This window comes from Vibrio sp. Vb1337 (assembly GCF_033338715.1).
Lineage (GTDB): Bacteria > Pseudomonadota > Gammaproteobacteria > Enterobacterales > Vibrionaceae > Vibrio > Vibrio alginolyticus.
The window spans coordinates 1-18,087 of sequence record NZ_JAWOTD010000011.1 but is presented as its reverse complement, the minus strand read 5'-3'; the positions used below and the strand labels follow the sequence as shown (position 1 = coordinate 18,087).

Annotated in this window: 15 protein-coding genes, 1 tRNA gene and 1 riboswitch; of the genes, 4 read left to right on the top strand and 12 right to left on the bottom strand. The window is 44.9% G+C overall.

Features of this window, described 5'->3' with window-relative positions; translation table 11 throughout:
* Window positions 1-2: 2 nt before the first annotated feature.
* The 11 genes from R7E42_RS13735 to R7E42_RS13685 form a co-directional block, all read right to left on the bottom strand.
* On the bottom strand, window positions 3-437 hold the full coding sequence (locus R7E42_RS13735) for a DUF2753 domain-containing protein (RefSeq protein WP_005384886.1): 435 nt from the start codon (window positions 435-437) through the stop codon (window positions 3-5).
* Window positions 438-587: 150 nt separating this feature from the next.
* Window positions 588-1,004, bottom strand: a complete 417-nt coding sequence (gloA, locus tag R7E42_RS13730) for a lactoylglutathione lyase (protein ID WP_005380739.1) — start codon at window positions 1,002-1,004, stop codon at window positions 588-590.
* Between the two features lie 32 nt (window positions 1,005-1,036).
* Entirely contained in the window at window positions 1,037-1,678 is a 642-nt protein-coding gene (nth, locus tag R7E42_RS13725; protein ID WP_005380743.1) for an endonuclease III, read from the bottom strand.
* A 64-nt stretch (window positions 1,679-1,742) separates the two neighbouring features.
* On the bottom strand, window positions 1,743-2,435 hold the full coding sequence (locus R7E42_RS13720) for an electron transport complex subunit E (RefSeq protein ID WP_005380745.1): 693 nt from the start codon (window positions 2,433-2,435) through the stop codon (window positions 1,743-1,745).
* Window positions 2,435-3,067 (bottom strand): electron transport complex subunit RsxG, encoded by a 633-nt coding sequence (rsxG, locus tag R7E42_RS13715; protein WP_005380747.1) that lies wholly within the window; start codon window positions 3,065-3,067, stop codon window positions 2,435-2,437. The genes R7E42_RS13720 and rsxG overlap by 1 nt, the downstream gene beginning before the upstream one ends.
* A gap of 7 nt (window positions 3,068-3,074) precedes the next feature.
* A complete protein-coding gene (rsxD, locus tag R7E42_RS13710; protein WP_005380749.1) occupies window positions 3,075-4,121 on the bottom strand; it encodes an electron transport complex subunit RsxD in 1,047 nt (348 codons plus the stop codon).
* On the bottom strand, window positions 4,121-6,757 hold the full coding sequence (rsxC, locus tag R7E42_RS13705) for an electron transport complex subunit RsxC (RefSeq protein WP_213874812.1): 2,637 nt from the start codon (window positions 6,755-6,757) through the stop codon (window positions 4,121-4,123). Before rsxC ends, rsxD begins: the two co-directional genes overlap by 1 nt.
* 8 nt (window positions 6,758-6,765) lie before the next feature.
* The gene (gene rsxB, locus R7E42_RS13700) at window positions 6,766-7,362 is read right to left on the bottom strand and encodes an electron transport complex subunit RsxB (RefSeq protein ID WP_005380760.1); all 597 of its coding nucleotides are present in this window, start codon (window positions 7,360-7,362) and stop codon (window positions 6,766-6,768) included.
* A 3-nt stretch (window positions 7,363-7,365) separates the two neighbouring features.
* A complete protein-coding gene (gene rsxA, locus R7E42_RS13695) occupies window positions 7,366-7,944 on the bottom strand; it encodes an electron transport complex subunit RsxA (RefSeq protein ID WP_005380762.1) in 579 nt (192 codons plus the stop codon).
* A gap of 305 nt (window positions 7,945-8,249) precedes the next feature.
* The gene (gene pflB, locus R7E42_RS13690; protein ID WP_213866426.1) at window positions 8,250-10,547 is read right to left on the bottom strand and encodes a formate C-acetyltransferase; all 2,298 of its coding nucleotides are present in this window, start codon (window positions 10,545-10,547) and stop codon (window positions 8,250-8,252) included.
* Between the two features lie 351 nt (window positions 10,548-10,898).
* Window positions 10,899-10,974: transfer RNA gene (locus R7E42_RS13685), tRNA-Asn, on the bottom strand.
* A 559-nt stretch (window positions 10,975-11,533) separates the two neighbouring features.
* Between R7E42_RS13685 and uvrB the strand changes: the two genes are divergently transcribed.
* The 3 genes from uvrB (at window position 11,534) to luxU (ending at window position 15,603) form a co-directional block, all read left to right on the top strand.
* Window positions 11,534-13,564, top strand: a complete 2,031-nt coding sequence (uvrB, locus tag R7E42_RS13680; protein WP_017636056.1) for an excinuclease ABC subunit UvrB — start codon at window positions 11,534-11,536, stop codon at window positions 13,562-13,564.
* Window positions 13,565-13,855: 291 nt separating this feature from the next.
* Complete coding sequence (gene luxO, locus R7E42_RS13675; RefSeq protein WP_005380768.1) at window positions 13,856-15,262, top strand: quorum-sensing sigma-54 dependent transcriptional regulator LuxO; 1,407 nt, start codon at window positions 13,856-13,858, stop codon at window positions 15,260-15,262.
* Entirely contained in the window at window positions 15,259-15,603 is a 345-nt protein-coding gene (gene luxU, locus R7E42_RS13670; RefSeq protein ID WP_005380770.1) for a quorum-sensing phosphorelay protein LuxU, read from the top strand. Before luxO ends, luxU begins: the two co-directional genes overlap by 4 nt.
* Window positions 15,604-15,741: 138 nt before the next feature.
* Here luxU and R7E42_RS13665 read toward each other — a convergent pair whose 3' ends face one another.
* The gene (locus R7E42_RS13665) at window positions 15,742-16,638 is read right to left on the bottom strand and encodes a YvcK family protein (protein WP_025767209.1); all 897 of its coding nucleotides are present in this window, start codon (window positions 16,636-16,638) and stop codon (window positions 15,742-15,744) included.
* A gap of 175 nt (window positions 16,639-16,813) precedes the next feature.
* Window positions 16,814-16,948, top strand: a riboswitch (molybdenum cofactor riboswitch).
* Here R7E42_RS13665 and moaA point away from each other — a divergent pair.
* Entirely contained in the window at window positions 16,937-17,926 is a 990-nt protein-coding gene (gene moaA / locus R7E42_RS13660; protein ID WP_165439101.1) for a GTP 3',8-cyclase MoaA, read from the top strand. Its footprint overlaps the riboswitch before it by 12 nt.
* The last annotated feature ends 161 nt before the right edge of the window (window positions 17,927-18,087 follow it).

Genomic DNA, 18,087 nt, shown 5'->3' with positions numbered 1-18,087 from the left:
TGTTAGTTTAAGCGGAATTTGGCAATGACTTCGCAATTGGTTGCGGTATCTATTTTTTCAACCTGTTTGGCAATAGCCGGATTAGGGTGACGCTTCATAAAGTCTATCAACGCCTTAGTACAGCATCCTATCGAGTCGATAAAGCTTGCACACTCTTTATTTGGGCATTGTGGGATAAGTGTTAAGACTTTCTCAGAGGCCAGTTGAAGGTATTTGAGTTCATAGTCAGTATCTCCAGCCCAACGCCAGAACTGAGCTAAGTTATGACAAGAAATCACAGAAATTAATAATCGCTCGTCCGCCTCAATTTCCACACATTCGCTGATATCTTCACTCAGGCTTAGGGCTTGCTGGTAATGAAGAATGCTGCGAACAGGGTCATCTAGTTGAAGTGCCGTATCGGCTAGAAGTGTGTGTTTTTCCCATTCACTGATCATTATCGTAATCCCGCATATCGAAGTTGCGGATAAATCTAAACGATAACTATTATCAAGTAAAGAGTTTTGTTTATAAAAGGACAGGCAGATCGCAGACCTGCCTGTAATCGGAGTTCAACTTGCAGTACAAGTGATTATTAGAAGTGCCGCTTAGCCTTCAAGACCTGCTGAAGCTTGCTTGTTTTGAATAAGCTCAATCATGTAACCATCTGGGTCTTTTACGAATGCAATGTGCGTGCTTCCGCCTTTTACTGGACCTGGCTCACGAGTCACATTACCGCCCGCCGCTTTGATAGCGTCGCAAGTTGTGTAGATATCATCAACACCAATGGCGATATGACCAAAAGCGGTACCTAAGTCATACTCAGTTTTACCCCAGTTGTAAGTCAGTTCGATCACTGCACCTTGGGATTCGTCACCATAACCAAGAAACGCTAGCGTGTATTCGTACTCTTTATTTTCGTTAGTACGAAGCAGCTGCATGCCCATAACTTCAGTGTAAAACTTGATGGATTTGTCTAGATCACCTACGCGAAGCATAGTGTGGAGAATTCGACCATTTGACATTTTTTGCTCCTAGCTTTGATTTACAAATAGCGTTAGCTATCTGGGTATACTTTCTCTTTATATTCGCACAAATCTTCGATAATGCAGCTACCGCAGCGAGGCTTTCTTGCTACGCACGTATAACGACCATGAAGAATGAGCCAGTGGTGCACATCGAGTTTGAATTCTTTTGGCACAACTTTTAATAGCTTCTGCTCGACATCATCAACCGTTTTTCCCATCGCAAATTTAGTGCGATTCGACACGCGATAAATGTGCGTATCGACGGCAATAGTTGGCCAACCAAAAGCGGTGTTGAGCACGACGTTTGCGGTCTTGCGACCTACGCCTGGTAGCGCTTCTAACGCTGCACGATCTTCAGGAACTTCACCATTGTGTTTTTCCAACAAGATCTTACAAGTCTTGATTGTGTTTTCTGCCTTTGAGTTAAACAAACCGATGGTCTTTATGTATTCTTTTAAGCCATCGACTCCCAAATCAAGAATGCTTTGAGGTGTATTCGCTACAGGGAAAAGCTTGTCGGTGGCTTTATTGACGCTTACATCGGTTGCTTGAGCTGATAGTAATACAGCGATTAGCAGCTCAAAAGGGGAGCTCCAGTTAAGCTCAGTTTGAGGATTCGGATTGTTTTCTCGTAATCGCTCAAGAATTTCGATTCTTTTTATTTTGTTCATTGCTGACTTCCAATACCGTCTCTGCGGTTTATGAAAAAGGCTCCTATGACAGAGCCTTATCTTGTTATGCGTTAGTGACGCGAGCACGTTCTATGGTTGGTTTTTCTTCTTTTGGTTGACGTGCCTGAATTGAATTATCTATGACATTTTTGAGCGCTATCAACAGCCCAACACCGATAAATGCACCAGGTGGGAGAAGCGCTAACAGGAAGCTATTGTCAAATTGGAAAACTTGAATCCGTAGAGCTGAAGCCCAGTCTCCTAGGAGAAGGTCTGCTCCGTCGAATAGTGTGCCATTACCAATTAATTCGCGCATGGCACCTAAAACAACCAAGACGCTCGTCATACCAAGGCCCATCCACAAACCATCTAGCGCAGCGGGTGCAACATCATTTTTTGACGCGTAAGCTTCTGCTCGGCCAATAATAATGCAGTTCGTTACAATCAGAGGAATAAAGATACCTAGAGACAGGTACAAACCGTACGCATAGGCATTCATTAACAACTGAACGCAGGTAACGAGTGAGGCAATGATCATAACGAATACAGGTATACGGATCTCTTTTGGCACATAGTTACGGATAAGAGAAACTGTTACGTTGGATCCAACTAGCACGAGTAAGGTTGCAATACCAAGACCTAATGCATTGGTTATCGTGGAAGAAACCGCTAGCAGTGGACATAAGCCCAGCAGTTGTACGAGAGCGGGGTTATTACTCCACATACCGTTTTTCATCAGTAATTTATTCTCATTCATTACTGCTCTCCTTCACAGCCTAACGGCTGGCTAAGAATGTCTTCACGAGATTGGTTTACGTAGTTAACGGTATTTCGCACCACTTTTACGACGGCTCTTGGCGTGATCGTTGCACCAGTAAATTGATCGAAATCGCCGCCATCTTTACGAACTTTCCACGAATTCCAATTGTTTTCCGTGACTTGTTTTCCTGTAAAGCTCAGGATCCAGTCGGTGACACGAAGATCGATTTTATCGCCCAGACCAGGGGTTTCTTGGTGGTTTAGGACGCGTGTCCCCAAAATATTGCCCTGATTATCAATCCCAGTAATCACTTTTATCTCACCATTGTAGCCATCTGGCGCGATAGATTCTATTGCGATTGCTGTTGGTTCACCATTCTTCGTGGCGAGGTAGGCTGGCATCGCACGTAATGTCCCCAGATCTGGAGACGTGACCATTGTACAAGCTTGCGTGAGTGCGTTGTCATGCATGTTTTCTGGAATGACTTGATTCAAAACAGAAAGTAATTGTTTTTGCTCTTGTACCTTGATTTGGTCTTTTGTTAGGTACTGAGTAAGGGCGACTAATCCGGTTGTTGCACATGCAAATATCGCGAGTGTCAGACCATTTTTTCTAATAGCGGTTAACATGTTTACCTCAGTGACCGTAAGTTCTAGGTTTGGTGTAGTAATCGATCAGTGGCACACACATATTTGCAAGCAACACTGCAAATGCAACACCATCTGGGAAACCGCCCCAACTGCGAATGATAAAAACCAAAGCACCAATAAGCGCACCGAAGATTAAACGTCCTTTGACGGTGGTAGACGCCGAAACGGGATCGGTTGCAATAAAGAATGCGCCAAGCATGGTTGCACCAGATAACAAGTGTAAAATTGGCGACGCAGTTTCCCCTGGCGTCAGCAACGTGAACACTAGGCTAAACAGAGTCAGACTCGCAAGGAAACCTGCTGGAATATACCATTGGATGATACGCTTTTTGATCATGACTATGCCGCCAAGAAGGTAAGCAAGGTTTACCCATTGCCAACCAATACCACCTAAGCCATCAAATATTGGCTGCGACATTACTTCGCTTGGAGTGGCACCTGTAAGAATGCCAGTCTTAAATGCATCAAGTGGTGTCGCCATTGTCACGCCGTCAACACCTGAGCGAACTTGCTGAAGTGATAAGCCGTCGTAATCATAGCCCGTAAAAATTAAAGAGAGTGTATCTGCAAAATTTACATGATCAGGTATGAGTGATGTCGGTGCACTCCAACTCGTCATTTGTACTGGGAAAGAGATCAACAAGACCACATAAGCGACCATTGCAGGGTTGAATAAGTTTTGTCCAAGGCCACCATAGAGGTGTTTAGCGATTACTATCGCAAAAATAAGCCCGATCACCATAATCCACCACGGAGACCATGGTGGTATAGCAACGGCTAACAACCAAGCGGTAACTATTGCACTGTTATCACGTAGCGCTCTCATTGGTGAGCGTTTACGACAGATCATGACTAAGGCTTCAAGGGATACAGCGACTGCAATGGCAAAAATCAGCTGAATAAGCGTACCCCAGCCAAAGAAGTAGGTTTGAGCTACTAAACCTGGAAGTGCGCAAAGTGCCACCCATTTCATTAAATCTGGCGTACTACGACGACTGTGGGTATGCGGTGAACTGGCAATAAAAAACGACACTACTCGTTCTCCTCAGTATTATTTTTATTAGCTTCTTGTTGCGCTTTGCGTGCCTTCGCGCGCGCAATTGCTGCGGCAACCGCGGCTTTCTTCGGATCCACTTCTGGTTCTTCGGAGGTTGCTTCTTCAACAGGCTCTGTTTGCGTTTCTTGCTTCGCTTTGCGCGCTTTGGCTCGAGCGATGGCAGCAGCCACGGCGGCTTTTTTCGGATCTTCGGTTTGCTCGGCAGGTGCGTCAGCTTCTTCCGCTTCAGTTGAGTCTGCTTGTTTCGCTTTACGCGCTTTGGCACGTGCAATGGCAGCAGCCACTGCGGCTTTCTTCGGATCGTCGGTTTGCTCGGCTGGTGCTTCAGCTTCTTCCGCTTCAGTTGAGTCTGCTTGTTTCGCTTTACGTGCTTTGGCACGTGCAATCGCGGCAGCCACGGCGGCTTTTTTCGGATCTTCGGTTTGCTCGGCAGGTGCTTCGGCTTCTTCCGCTTCAATTGAGTCTGCTTGCTTCGCTTTTCGTGCTTTGGCACGTGCAATCGCAGCAGCCACGGCGGCTTTTTTCGGATCTTCGGTTTGCTCGGCAGGTGCGTCAGCTTCTTCCGCTTCGGTTGAGTCTGCTTGCTTCGCTTTGCGCGCTTTGGCTCGAGCAATTGCAGCGGCAACTGCGGCTTTTTTCGGATCGTCGGTTTGCTCAGCAGGTGCGTCAGCTTCTTCCGCTTCAGTTGAGTCTGCTTGCTTCGCTTTACGTGCTTTGGCACGTGCAATGGCAGCAGCAACCGCGGCTTTTTTCGGATCGCCGTCTTGCTGCGCAGACGTTTCCGATTCTACAGATTCAGTTGAATCTTCTTGTTGTGCTTTTTTCGCTTTAGCTCGGGCGATGGCGGCCGCAACTGCCGATTTTTTATCATCAGCGTTATTGTCTGGCGTTTCGCCTTGTTCTTTTTGCGCTTTACGTTCGCGAGCAAGACGTTTGCGTTCTTCGCGCAGTTTTGCCATTTCTGAGTTATCAGGTTCACTAGAGCCTGCTTTAGCTGCTGCCGCTTGTTTAGCCTTCGCTTTGGCAATGGCTGCCGCTACGGCTGGTTTTACTGCTGGCTCTGCTTTTTCAGTGGTTTCTGTCTTTTGAGCTTTCACTCGTGCGATCGCTGCTGCTATCGCATCATCGCTACCAGAAGACTTCATCTCTTTTCGGCGTTGATCGGCAGCTTTCTTGAAGCGATTTTCACGTTCTGCTTTTTCGCGTTCCATACGCGCTTTTTTCTCTTCAAAACGCAGTTTTGCTCGCTCTGCAGCTTCCGCTTCTTGTGTTCTAGTTCTAATTTCTGCTTTCGCTTGGCGGTAGTACTGTACAAGCGGAATTTCACTTGGACATACAAACGCACAAGCGCCGCACTCGATACAATCCTTTAAGTTTAATTCTTCGAGTTTGTCATACTCTTCAGCTTTCGCATGCCATTGCAGTTGTTGAGGCAGCAGCGAAGCAGGGCATGCTTCGGCACATTGGCTACAGCGAATACATTCCATCTCATACTGGTGCGGAGAGATCTCACGACGAGTCGGAGCAAGGATACAGTTTGCTGTCTTGGTAATCGGCACTTGGGAGTGAGGAAGGGTAAAGCCCATCATTGGCCCACCCATAATTAAACGCTGTAACTTCTTATCTGCTTTATAGCCAAACTCATCCAACAGTGCTTGTACTGGTGTCCCTAATAATGCCCAAACGTTGCGTGGTTGTTTGAAGGTTTTACCAGTGAGAGTCACGATGCGTTTTATCATCGGCTCACCGTCGATGACTGCGCGTTTTATAGCGTAAAGAGAACCAACATTCTGGACCAAAATACCAATATCGGCTGGAATCGCGCCACTTGGCACTTCTTTATTGGTTAAAATTTTGATCAGCTGTTTTTCACCGCCAGAAGGGTATTTAGTTGGGATAACGCGAATAACGATATCTTTGTTTATAGCCGCAGCTTCTAGCGCTTTGATTGCTTCTGGTTTGTTGTCTTCAATGCCAATAATCGTGAGCTTTGGTGTCAGGATATGTTCGACAATTTCGATACCTTGAATAAGCTCTTCGGCATGTTCTTGCATGAGCTTGTCATCAGACGTGATGTATGGCTCGCACTCTGCTGCATTAACGATAAGAATCTCGGTACGAGCAAAACCTGATTGGATTTTTTTTGCAGTAGGGAAGCCTGCGCCACCCATACCAGAAATACCAGCGAGACGAATAACATCAATCAGTGCGTCAGAGGTTTCTTGTTGGTAATCTGCGACGGGGTTTCTTTCACACCATGCATCGTTACCATCAGGCGTGATGACAGCGCACAATTCACTTAACCCAGAAGGGTGCGCGACAGTTCGTGGCTCAATCGCGGTGAGCGTACCTGATGTTGGAGCATGCACTGGAACCGTAAAGCCGGTCTCCGATTGCGTTAATGGCTGACCTTTTAATACGTAGTCACCTTCGGAAACCAGTAGGTTACCCGCTTTACCAATGTGCTGTTTTAGCGGCAATACAATTTCTGACGGGATAGCTGCATGAGCGAGTTCAGTTTTGTTGGACTGCTTTTTATTTTCTGCCGGATGCACACCACCTGGGAAATCCCAAAGCGCGCCTGTACGAATTTGTTCAATCAAAGACAACATGTGAAACCTTACTTAATTGAATCTTTCACGTTCGCTGCATTGTCGGCAGCATCCGTAATGTTAAGTACCGGAATGGAGTGAAGTTGCCACTTCCAGCTTTCTGTGGTCGTTGCCACAGGAATCATTTCAATACAATCAGTCGGACATGGGGCAACACACAAGTCACAGCCCGTACATTCGTCTTTGATTACGGTATGGACCGCCTTTGTTCCGCCTACAATTGCATCCACCGGACACGCCTGAATACACTTAGTGCAGCCAATACACATGTCTTCATGAATAAACGCAACGGTTGGAATTTTGCTGTCGAGATCGTGCGCAGATTCTTCTGGCTCAACACCCATTAAGTCGGCGAGCTTTTCGATTGTTGCCTGACCACCAGGGGGACATTTGTTTATGTGGTCGCCATTTGCAATTGCTTCAGCATAAGGGCGGCAACCAGGGTAGCCACATTGACCGCATTGAGTTTGCGGTAAAATGGCGTCGATTTGATCCACAATAGGGTCCGCTTCAACTTTAAAGCGAATAGAAGCAAAACCAAGTATCGCGCCGAAAATCGCAGCCAGAACCGCTAACGCGATAATCGCAATTAAAATCGTACTCATCGCTTACTTCACCAAACCTGTAAAGCCCATAAAGGCGAGTGACATTAAACCTGCTGTAATCATTGCTATTGATGCACCTTTAAAAGGTACAGGAACGTCGGCGGCGGCTATGCGCTCTCGCATGGATGCAAAAAGTATCAACACCAATGAGAAACCAACAGCGGCGCCGAAGCCGTAGATGATCGATTCAATAAAGTTATGGTTTTCATTAATGTTAAGAAGTGCCACGCCCAATACTGCGCAGTTTGTTGTGATCAGCGGTAAGAAAATGCCAAGCAAGCGATAAAGCGTCGGGCTGGTTTTGTGCACAACCATTTCGGTGAACTGCACCACAACGGCTATCACCAAAATAAAACTCATGGTTCGAAGGTACTCAATACCTAGTGGACGAAGGATGTAGCTTTCCACTAAATACGCACACACTGACGCGAGCGTTAGCACAAAAGTTGTCGCTAAGCCCATACCTATTGCTGTTTCCAGTTTTTTGGACACACCCATGAAAGGACATAGGCCCAAAAACTTCACCAGTACAAAGTTGTTCACCAGCACAGTGCCGACCAACAACAAAACATATTCGGTCATAGTTATTACGTTCTTAAAATCCGATCTTGATATTATCGTGTTTTGTGACACCAATAACAACCAGTGAACGATGTGGTTTTACATACACGATGGAAAAATAGTCGTCTATTTGATCTATTTTGATGAATCAATAAGAAATTGAATCGTTTGCTGAATGTATTGTTAGCGAGAGGATACTACCTATTAATTTTCATCTAATGTGTGATTTTAAAAAAAGCCCGCCTCTCCCAGGTAGAAAAGAGAGGCAGGCAATGCATATTTACAAGCTAATTATTTAAATCTTCTGAGTGCTTGATGGACTATGTTTATATCTTACTTGTGAAAGTACGAGTGATGACGTCTTGCTGTTGCTCTGTCGTTAGAGAGTTAAAACGTACCGCATAACCAGACACTCGAATCGTCAACTGAGGGTATTTCTCTGGATGTTCAACCGCATCCAATAACATCTCTCGGTCTAGAACGTTGACGTTAAGGTGTTGACCACCTTCAATCGCAATGCCCTCGTTGCTTGCTTCGTGATGGAAGTAACCATCCATTAGCGCAGCTAGGTTCTTCTTCTGACTCAAGTCATCTTTACCCAATGCGCTCGGCACAATTGAGAAAGTGTAAGAAATACCATCTTTAGCGTAAGCAAACGGTAATTTAGAAACCGATGCCAGAGACGCAACCGCCCCTTTTTCATCACGACCGTGCATTGGGTTTGCACCCGGTCCAAAAGGCATACCTGCGCGACGGCCATCAGGTGTATTACCCGTTTTTTTACCGTAAACCACGTTAGATGTGATTGTTAAAATCGATTGAGTTGGCACTGCTTCGCGGTAGGTGTGCATCTTCTGAATTTTCTTCATGAAGCGCTCAACTAGATCACAAGCGATGTCATCAACACGGGCATCGTTGTTACCAAATTTTGGATAATCACCTTCGATTTTAAAATCAACGGCGATGCCATCTTCATCACGAACGGGTTTCACGGTTGCGTATTTAATTGCTGCTAAAGAGTCTGCAACAACAGACAGACCTGCAATACCACACGCCATCGTGCGGTGCACGTCGCGATCCATCAATGCCATCAGTGACGCTTCGTAGCTGTAACGGTCATGTGAGTAATGGATGATGTTCAACGCTGTGACGTATTGCGTTGCTAACCATTCCAACATGTTGTCGAAACGAGGCATCAAAGCGTCAAAGTCGAGAATTTCATCTTGAACTTTGTCCACTACCGGACCCACTTGCGCTTTCGATTTTTCATCGATACCACCATTGATGGTGTAAAGCAGCGCTTTTGCAAGGTTGGCACGTGCACCAAAGAATTGCATGTGCTGACCAACAATTTGCGGGCTCACACAACATGCAATCGCGTAGTCGTCATTGTTGAAATCAGGACGCATTAGATCGTCGTTTTCGTATTGAACCGAAGAGGTATCAATCGACACTTTTGCAGCGTATTGCTTGAACGCTTCAGGTAATTGCTCTGACCAAAGAATCGTCATGTTTGGCTCAGGAGCAGGGCCCATAGTATGTAGTGTATGTAAGTACCGGAATGTCGTTTTAGATACTAGCGTACGGCCATCAACGCCCATACCAGCCATGGCTTCGGTTGCCCAGATTGGGTCGCCAGAGAACAATGAATCGTATTCTGGTGTGCGTAGGAAGCGAACCATGCGTAGCTTCATGATGAAGTGGTCAATCATTTCTTGCGCTTGTGACTCATCAATCAAACCGTTTGCGATATCGCGTTCTAGATAGACGTCTAGGAAAGTCGAAGTACGGCCCAGTGACATTGCTGCGCCGTTTTGCGATTTAACCGCCGCTAGGTAGCCAAAGTAGGTAAATTGGATCGCTTCTTGTGCTGTTTTTGCAGGTAGCGACATATCAATGCCGTATTTCAGACCCATTTGACGAATGTCTTCAAGTGCTTGAACTTGATCGGCTATTTCTTCGCGAAGACGAAGTGTTTTCTCAAGATCGTTGCCTTGTTCTAAGAACGTTTGTGTTGAATTGTATTGTTCTTTTTTGTCTGCTTTTAAGAAGTCGATACCGTATAGGGCGAGACGGCGATAGTCACCAATGATACGACCACGGCCATAGGCATCAGGAAGACCCGTAATGATGCCGGATTTACGACACGCTAGGATTTCTTTGGTGTAAAGGTCGAAACACGCTTTGTTGTGAGTTTTACGGTATTCAGTGAAGATTTTTTCAACCGTTGGATCCAGCTCGCGGCCATAAACTTCGCAAGAGTTTTTGACCATGCGAATCCCGCCATTGGCGATGATTGCACGTTTTAGCGGTTGATCAGTTTGTAAGCCAACGATCTTTTCCAGATCTTTGTTGATGTAGCCTGCATCGTGGGAAGTGATTGTTGAGGGCAAGTCTGTGTCAAAATCAATAGGGGCGTGTGTGCGGCTTTCTTGTTTTATGCCTTCAAGCACTTGGTTCCATAATGCTGAAGTGGATTTGCTAACCTCGGCTAAGAAAGACTCGTCTCCCTCATAGGGTGTATAGTTTTTTTGGATGAAGTCACGAGTGTTGACAGAGTTTTGCCATTCACCAGCAGTAAATCCAGCCCATGCATCTAGCATGTCAGTTGTCGGAATAGTCATAAGTAAATCCCTAAGTTATTGATAATTAGAATGGAGGCGACGAGTAGGACGGAACCATTCTTAACCCTTTTAATCGTATGGATTTATTTGTTATGAGTAAAATGAATGCTTTTCATTTTTTCAATGATTAAATTGCATTAATAATAGATTCAACTAGTTATGATTGTGTTTTGCTAGAAAAGAGACAGAATTAAATGTGTGGTGCTGTGAGAACACTATCTATGACAATGTTATGAGTTCTGTAATTTGAACTTATTTCGGTGTGATTTTATGACGCCTAGATTGGCTTAGATTTCATGGCGATTAAGATACAAAAAAAGCCGTGTCTTGCGACACGGCTTTTCTATAATCTGGCTCCTCCTGCTGGGCTCGAACCAGCGACCTGCGGATTAACAGTCCGTCGCTCTACCAACTGAGCTAAGGAGGAATTGCTTTGCTTGAAAGCGGGAAGAATCTTACCGAGCACTCAAACTACTGTCAACAGTAAAAAAATACATTTTTAGCAAAAAATATTGAGTTAAGGGCTTTACTTTTCTGTATGGCTTGCCAGTAAAGGCTCGAGGTTAGTTATCCACTAAATTTGTGGATAAGTATGTTGATGAGATCTGGGCAAAGAAAATTGATATGCAACTAAGTTTTTATTTAATGAGTTTTTAGTCGGAATTATGCGTAAAATAAGCAAATAAAACAGAGATTTATCGATGTTAATCAAAAGGTATTCAAAGTGGATGAAAATCAATCTTTTGGGGATAAGAAAGTTTTAAGCTAGTTTTTGGGGAAAAGTTGTGGAAACTATAATGTGAAGAATGTGTGTAGCTCTTCAACTAGGGCGAAGTACTATATCAGAGTCACTTTTGTATGGCTATAGCATTCTAGACAAACAAGAAAATTTATTAACAATGATGGTTAAATTCTCGATAGACGTAGATTTCATTAGCTAAGGTGTATATATATACAGCCAAAGCGCAGTAAAATTGAGGAAGGGTATGAGTAAAGTCTATGAATTGGTCTCCGATTATCAGCCGTCGGGCGATCAACCAGGAGCGATCAATCAGTTGCTTGAGGGGCTCGATGCTGGGCTAGCACATCAAACCTTGTTGGGGGTCACAGGCTCAGGTAAAACCTTCACACTAGCGAATGTGATTGCTCAAGCCCAACGACCTGCAATATTACTTGCGCCAAACAAAACGCTTGCTGCTCAGTTATATGGTGAGATGAAGTCATTCTTTCCTAATAATGCGGTTGAGTATTTTGTTTCTTACTATGATTACTACCAACCTGAAGCATATGTTCCCACAACAGATACTTTCATTGAAAAGGACGCTTCGGTTAACGCCCACATTGAGCAAATGCGACTGTCTGCCACTAAAGCTTTATTGGAACGGAAAGACGCTATTATCGTTGCTTCGGTTTCAGCTATCTATGGTTTGGGTGATCCGGAATCCTACTTACAAATGATGCTTCATTTGCGACGTGGAGATGTGATTGATCAGCGTGATATGCTTCGTCGCCTAGCGGAGCTCCAATACTCGCGCAATGATGTTGCTTTTGAGCGAGGGCAGTTCCGTGTCCGTGGCGAGGTGATTGATATATTCCCTGCTGAATCAGACCAAGACGCTGTACGCGTTGAGATGTTTGACGATGAGGTGGATTGCATCAGTGTGTTCGACCCATTGACAGGCGTGGTCAAACAACGAGACTTGCCGCGCTATACCATCTATCCCAAGACTCACTATGTGACGCCAAGAGATCGCATTCTTGAAGCGATTGAAAATATTAAAGTCGAACTAGAAGTGCGCAAAAAGCAGCTCCTAGATAACAACAAGCTACTGGAAGAGCAGCGAATTAGCCAGCGCACTCAATTCGATATCGAAATGATGAATGAGTTGGGCTTTTGCTCCGGTATCGAAAACTATTCTCGTTATCTCAGTGGACGCTCGGAAGGTGAGCCGCCACCAACCCTGTTTGACTATTTACCTCATGATGGCTTGTTGATCATCGATGAATCTCACGTGACAGTACCGCAGATAGGTGCCATGTATAAAGGTGACCGTTCGCGTAAAGAAACGCTGGTGGAGTTTGGTTTCCGGTTACCTTCAGCTTTGGATAATCGTCCACTGAAGTTTGAGGAGTTTGAAGCACTAGCGCCACAAACGATTTTCGTCTCTGCTACGCCCGGAAATTACGAACTAGAAAAATCGGCGGGTGATGTGGCGGATCAAGTCGTTCGTCCAACAGGCTTGCTTGACCCTGAGTTGGAGGTTCGCCCAGTAGCGACCCAAGTCGACGACCTATTGTCTGAGATCCGTATTCGCGCTGCTAAAGATGAACGAGTTCTGGTTACAACACTGACCAAACGAATGGCTGAAGATCTCACCGAATACCTTCACGAACATGATGTTAAGGTACGTTATTTACACTCAGACATTGATACTGTTGAGCGTGTGGAAATTATCCGTGACCTTCGTCTTGGGGAATTTGACGTGCTGGTGGGAATAAACTTATTGAGAGAGGGCCTGGATATGCCAGAGGTCTCGTTAGTTGCAATTTTGGATGCGGATAAAGAGGGCTTCTTGCGGTCTGAACGCTCACTCATTCAGACCATTGGTCGTGCTGCACGAAACATCGAAGGTAAGGCGATTTTATACGCTGACCGAATCACCAACTCAATGAAAAAGGCGATGGATGAAACTAACCGTCGTCGCGAGAAGCAGGAAGCGTACAACGAAGAAATGGGTATTTCGCCACAAGCGCTCAAACGAAATATCAAAGACATCATGGAACTTGGCGATATCACTAAGTCTAAACGCCAGCGTAACACTAAACAGGTACCATTATCGAAAGTGGCGGAGCCTTCGCAAACTTACGAGGCACTGTCCCCTCAGCAGCTAGAAAAAGAAATCAGTCGACTGGAGGCAGCGATGTATCAGCATGCGCAAGATTTAGAATTTGAGTTAGCGGCACAAAAGCGTGACGAGATTGAAAAACTACGAGCGCAGTTCATCGCAAATAGTTGAACAAACTTACCGATTTAACTATCTAAGTATTTTAGGTCGCTTGTAAAAAAAAGAAGCCAATAGGCAGTCGGGTCTATTGGCTTGTTTTGTGAACATATCGTTCACTAACAACGTCAGTTGGCTAGGTGACCCGAGGGGTCACTATGGTTACAGCATGGTTTGTGCCACTTTTTAAATAATTGATATTATTTTTGAATTTTTTCCTTTGCCCATAATTTAGCTAATGTTATTTGCAAAATGCAAAGCGTAATGCGATTATTGTTTAAAACACAACAAAATAATAGCTAGGTTATGCAACAAAAACCCGAAGGCCCAAAGTCTCGTTACCTTTTAATGGTCGAGGACACCGCATCTGTTGCGGCTCTGTACCGCTCATACCTGACACCGCTTGGCATAGATATCAATATTGTCGGCACAGGTAGGGATGCCATTGAGAGCCTAAATCATCGAATTCCAGATCTTATTTTACTCGATCTCCGTCTGCCAGATATGACGGGGATGGACGTTTTACATGCCGTTAAAAAGAGTCATCCCGACGTACCTATAATCTTTATGACAGCGCATGGTTCTATCGATACCGCGGTCGAGGCCATGCGTCATGGCTCACAAGACTTTCTAATTAAACCGTGTGAAGCAGACCGTTTACGTGTCACGGTTAACAATGCAATTCGTAAAGCGACCAAGCTAAAAAATGAAGCCGATAATCCAGGCAATCAGAGCTATCAGGGGTTTATCGGCAGTAGCCAAACCATGCAGCAGGTTTACCGTACGATAGATTCAGCGGCGAGCAGTAAAGCGAGTATTTTTATCACAGGTGAAAGTGGTACTGGTAAAGAGGTATGTGCTGAGGCTATTCACGCAGCAAGTAAACGTGGTGACAAACCTTTTATTGCAATTAACTGTGCTGCAATTCCAAAAGATTTGATTGAGAGTGAACTGTTTGGTCACGTAAAAGGGGCCTTTACTGGCGCTGCGAATGATCGTCAAGGGGCAGCTGAGTTAGCGGATGGCGGCACACTTTTTCTAGATGAGCTTTGTGAGATGGACTTGGATTTACAAACCAAGTTGCTACGATTTATTCAAACGGGCACATTCCAAAAAGTGGGTTCCTCAAAAATGAAGAGCGTGGATGTGCGCTTTGTTTGTGCCACTAACCGTGATCCCTGGAAAGAGGTACAAGAAGGTCGATTCCGTGAAGATTTGTACTATCGTTTGTATGTCATTCCTTTGCATTTACCGCCTTTACGCGAACGAGGCGAAGATGTTATTGAAATTGCATACTCACTGCTAGGTTACATGTCACACGAAGAAGGAAAAAGCTTCATACGTTTTGCGCCTGATGTCATCGAGCGATTCAACAGCTATGAGTGGCCGGGTAACGTTCGTCAGTTACAAAACGTGCTACGCAATATCGTTGTTCTAAACAACGGTAAAGAGATTACGTTGGACATGTTACCGCCACCGTTGAATCAACCGCTTGACCGTCCGTCGTCTGTGGCTAAATTAATTGAGCCGAAAGCGATGACCGCATCTGAGATTATGCCATTATGGATGACGGAAAAAATGGCAATCGAGCAAGCGATTGAAGCATGTGATGGCAATATTCCTCGAGCGGCGGGATACCTTGATGTCAGTCCGTCGACGATTTACCGCAAGTTACAGGCATGGAACGGCAAGGAAGAGCGGCAAAAAGTATGAGTGTAAATGTATTAAATCAGCAAAAAATAGATGAACTGTCGATGGAAATTGGCAGTGACAACGTACCTGTACTGTTCGATATCTTCCTAGGAGAAATGGATACCTATATCGAGAACTTATCCCAACTGCAGGGGGCAGAGCGATTAGCTTACTCAAAAGAAATCAGCCACGCGTTGAAAAGTAGTGCTGCGAGCTTTGGGGCAGATCGCCTTTGTGAACTGGCGATGTCCATAGACAAAAAAGCGAAAGCCGGTGAGTTAACTGCTGAGTCTGAGGTGTTAGAGGTTATGTTCGATCTTTTGCACGAAACTCGAGATGCTTATCGCTCTTGGCGACAGTAACTATTTATTCCTATTAACCATTTTTTCTTAGTAAACATCTGTTCTTACTGGATGCCTGAACTAAAACCCTTCGATGACAGAAGGGTTTTCATTATCAATAAACACCTTAAAAGAGGGCGCTAGCCAGGTAACGTGCTCTTAAATAGAAAGTTGTAGCTGACTTTCAATCGCTAGTTTGAGCTTGTTTCTATCGTGACGCCAGTCTCGGTTAGAGGAGGCGAGTGACTCCGTCACTACATTCCATTGACTTAAGACGTCTTGCTCGGTTTTCTCTGCTAGAACCACGTCTATTTTTCTTCCTTGACAGGCACGTTCACACCATTCTAATTTTTGAGCCATCGTCATTCGGCCCGCTGGGCCGTATTCTGGACTCAGGTTAGCAACAAAAATGACTTTTGCTTTTGTGTTTGCTGCAATCGCTTTGCCGAGTTCAGGCAGCAATAAAGGAGGCATGATACTAGTTAAAAAACTGCCAGGGCCAAGAATAATCGCGTCCGCTTCCGCCAAAGCTGTGATGGCTTCTTTGGTAGCAGGCACTTCTGGTGAAAGATCCAAACGTCGCAAGTCTGCTTTCATTTCGTCGACATTTGTTTCTCCCGTAACCCACTTCCCATCTACGGATAACGCGGAAAGATCCGAAGGGTGTTCGGACATAGGAAGGATGTTAACGTCGACTTTTAACATATTGCGAATCAGATTAATGGCATCTAAAGGCCTGACCGATAAGTTATCGAGTGCAGTAAGCATCAAATTACCAAGATTATGACCATCAAGTTCGCCAGTGCCTTTGAAGCGATATTCAAACATCATCGAACTGATTGAAGGCTCTGTAATGAGCTGATTAATACAGTTACGTGTGTCTCCCCAAGCGATTCCTCCTTGGCAGTGACGAATTCTTCCTGTTGAACCACCATTGTCAGTCGTGGCAACAATCCCAGTTGCATTGCTGCCAAAATCTCGTAATGCGGCCAGCATTCGACCTAAGCCATGACCACCGCCAACAGCGACCACTTTTTTATCTGTGTAGATATTCATTATGTTCTTCTAATAATCTAATAAAAAACGGCTACAATTTATCTTAAGGAGTGTCTTAAAGGTACTCACTTAGCGGTAAATTGTGTCTCTAGAGAGTTTTTTATCACTCAAGTCTGGATTCCATTACAAATATTAAGTATTTTACACCGCAAAGCTATCAGAGATTTCATATCTCTGGTTGCCATAACTCCGAGCTCACTATTGCTAAGTCCTTGGATAGGCGTTTTGAGCCAGTGGCATACTGTCACAAGGGCATGATTGGAAATGGCCATGCCTCCCGTGTTTGGAAAGGTGTTCCGTGGCGCAACAATTCGAAGACAAATTTCATCGTAAGTTTTATTACTTGCGTCTGTCTGTGACCGACGTATGTAATTTCAAATGTACCTATTGCCTTCCTGATGGCTATAAGCCTTCGGGCAATAAAAACTCGTCTTTTTTATCTCTCCCTGAAATCAAACGGGTCGTAAAAGCATTCGCTGATTGTGGCACGTCAAAAGTGCGCATCACTGGTGGTGAGCCTAGCTTACGCAAAGATTTTACCGACATTATCCATTCAGTAGTGGCGACGCCTGGCATTCAAAAAGTTGCAACGACAACCAATGGCTATCGCATGGCAAAACAAGTCGCAGATTGGCGTGAAGCGGGTTTAACCCACATTAATGTCAGTGTGGATAGCCTTGACCCGCGTATGTTTCGTCAAATCACAGGTGAAAATAAGTTTACTGAAGTCATGAATGGTATCGAACGTGCGTTCGAGGTCGGTTATGAGCAAGTAAAAGTTAATGTGGTGTTGATGAAAGATCTGAACCATCACGAGCTGCCAGCGTTTCTTAACTGGATAAAAGATCGTCCAATCCAACTGCGTTTCATTGAGTTGATGCAAACGGGTGAGATGGATGAGCTATTTAATAAGCACCATGTATCCGGAGTGGCAATTCGTAACCAGCTAATTGCAAATGGTTGGTTGCTGAAAGTGCGCTCGCATAATGATGGTCCTGCGCAAGTATTTGTTCATCCTGATTACAAGGGTGAAATAGGTCTTATCATGCCTTATGAAAAAGACTTTTGTGAAAGCTGCAACCGACTGCGCGTTTCTGCGATGGGTAAGCTGCACCTATGTCTGTTTGGAGACCACGGTGTAGAATTGCGTGATCTTTTGGAACGTGATGAGCAAGAGAGTGAGCTTATTGAACGTATCCAGGCGCAGTTACAAACCAAGTCGGTAAGCCATTTCTTGCATGATGGCAATACTGGTATGACGCCACACCTCGCGTCTATCGGCGGCTAACTTCATTCAATTTTTAGAGCGAGTTCACTGATAAGCTGGCTCTAACTTTTTCCGAATCGATACCAAGCGTATCAAAGCTAATTAAGAGAATAGGTGAACAAATGGGTCACGCTGAAAGCAAATTCCAACCTGCAAATATTGCCGTTCTAACGGTATCTGAC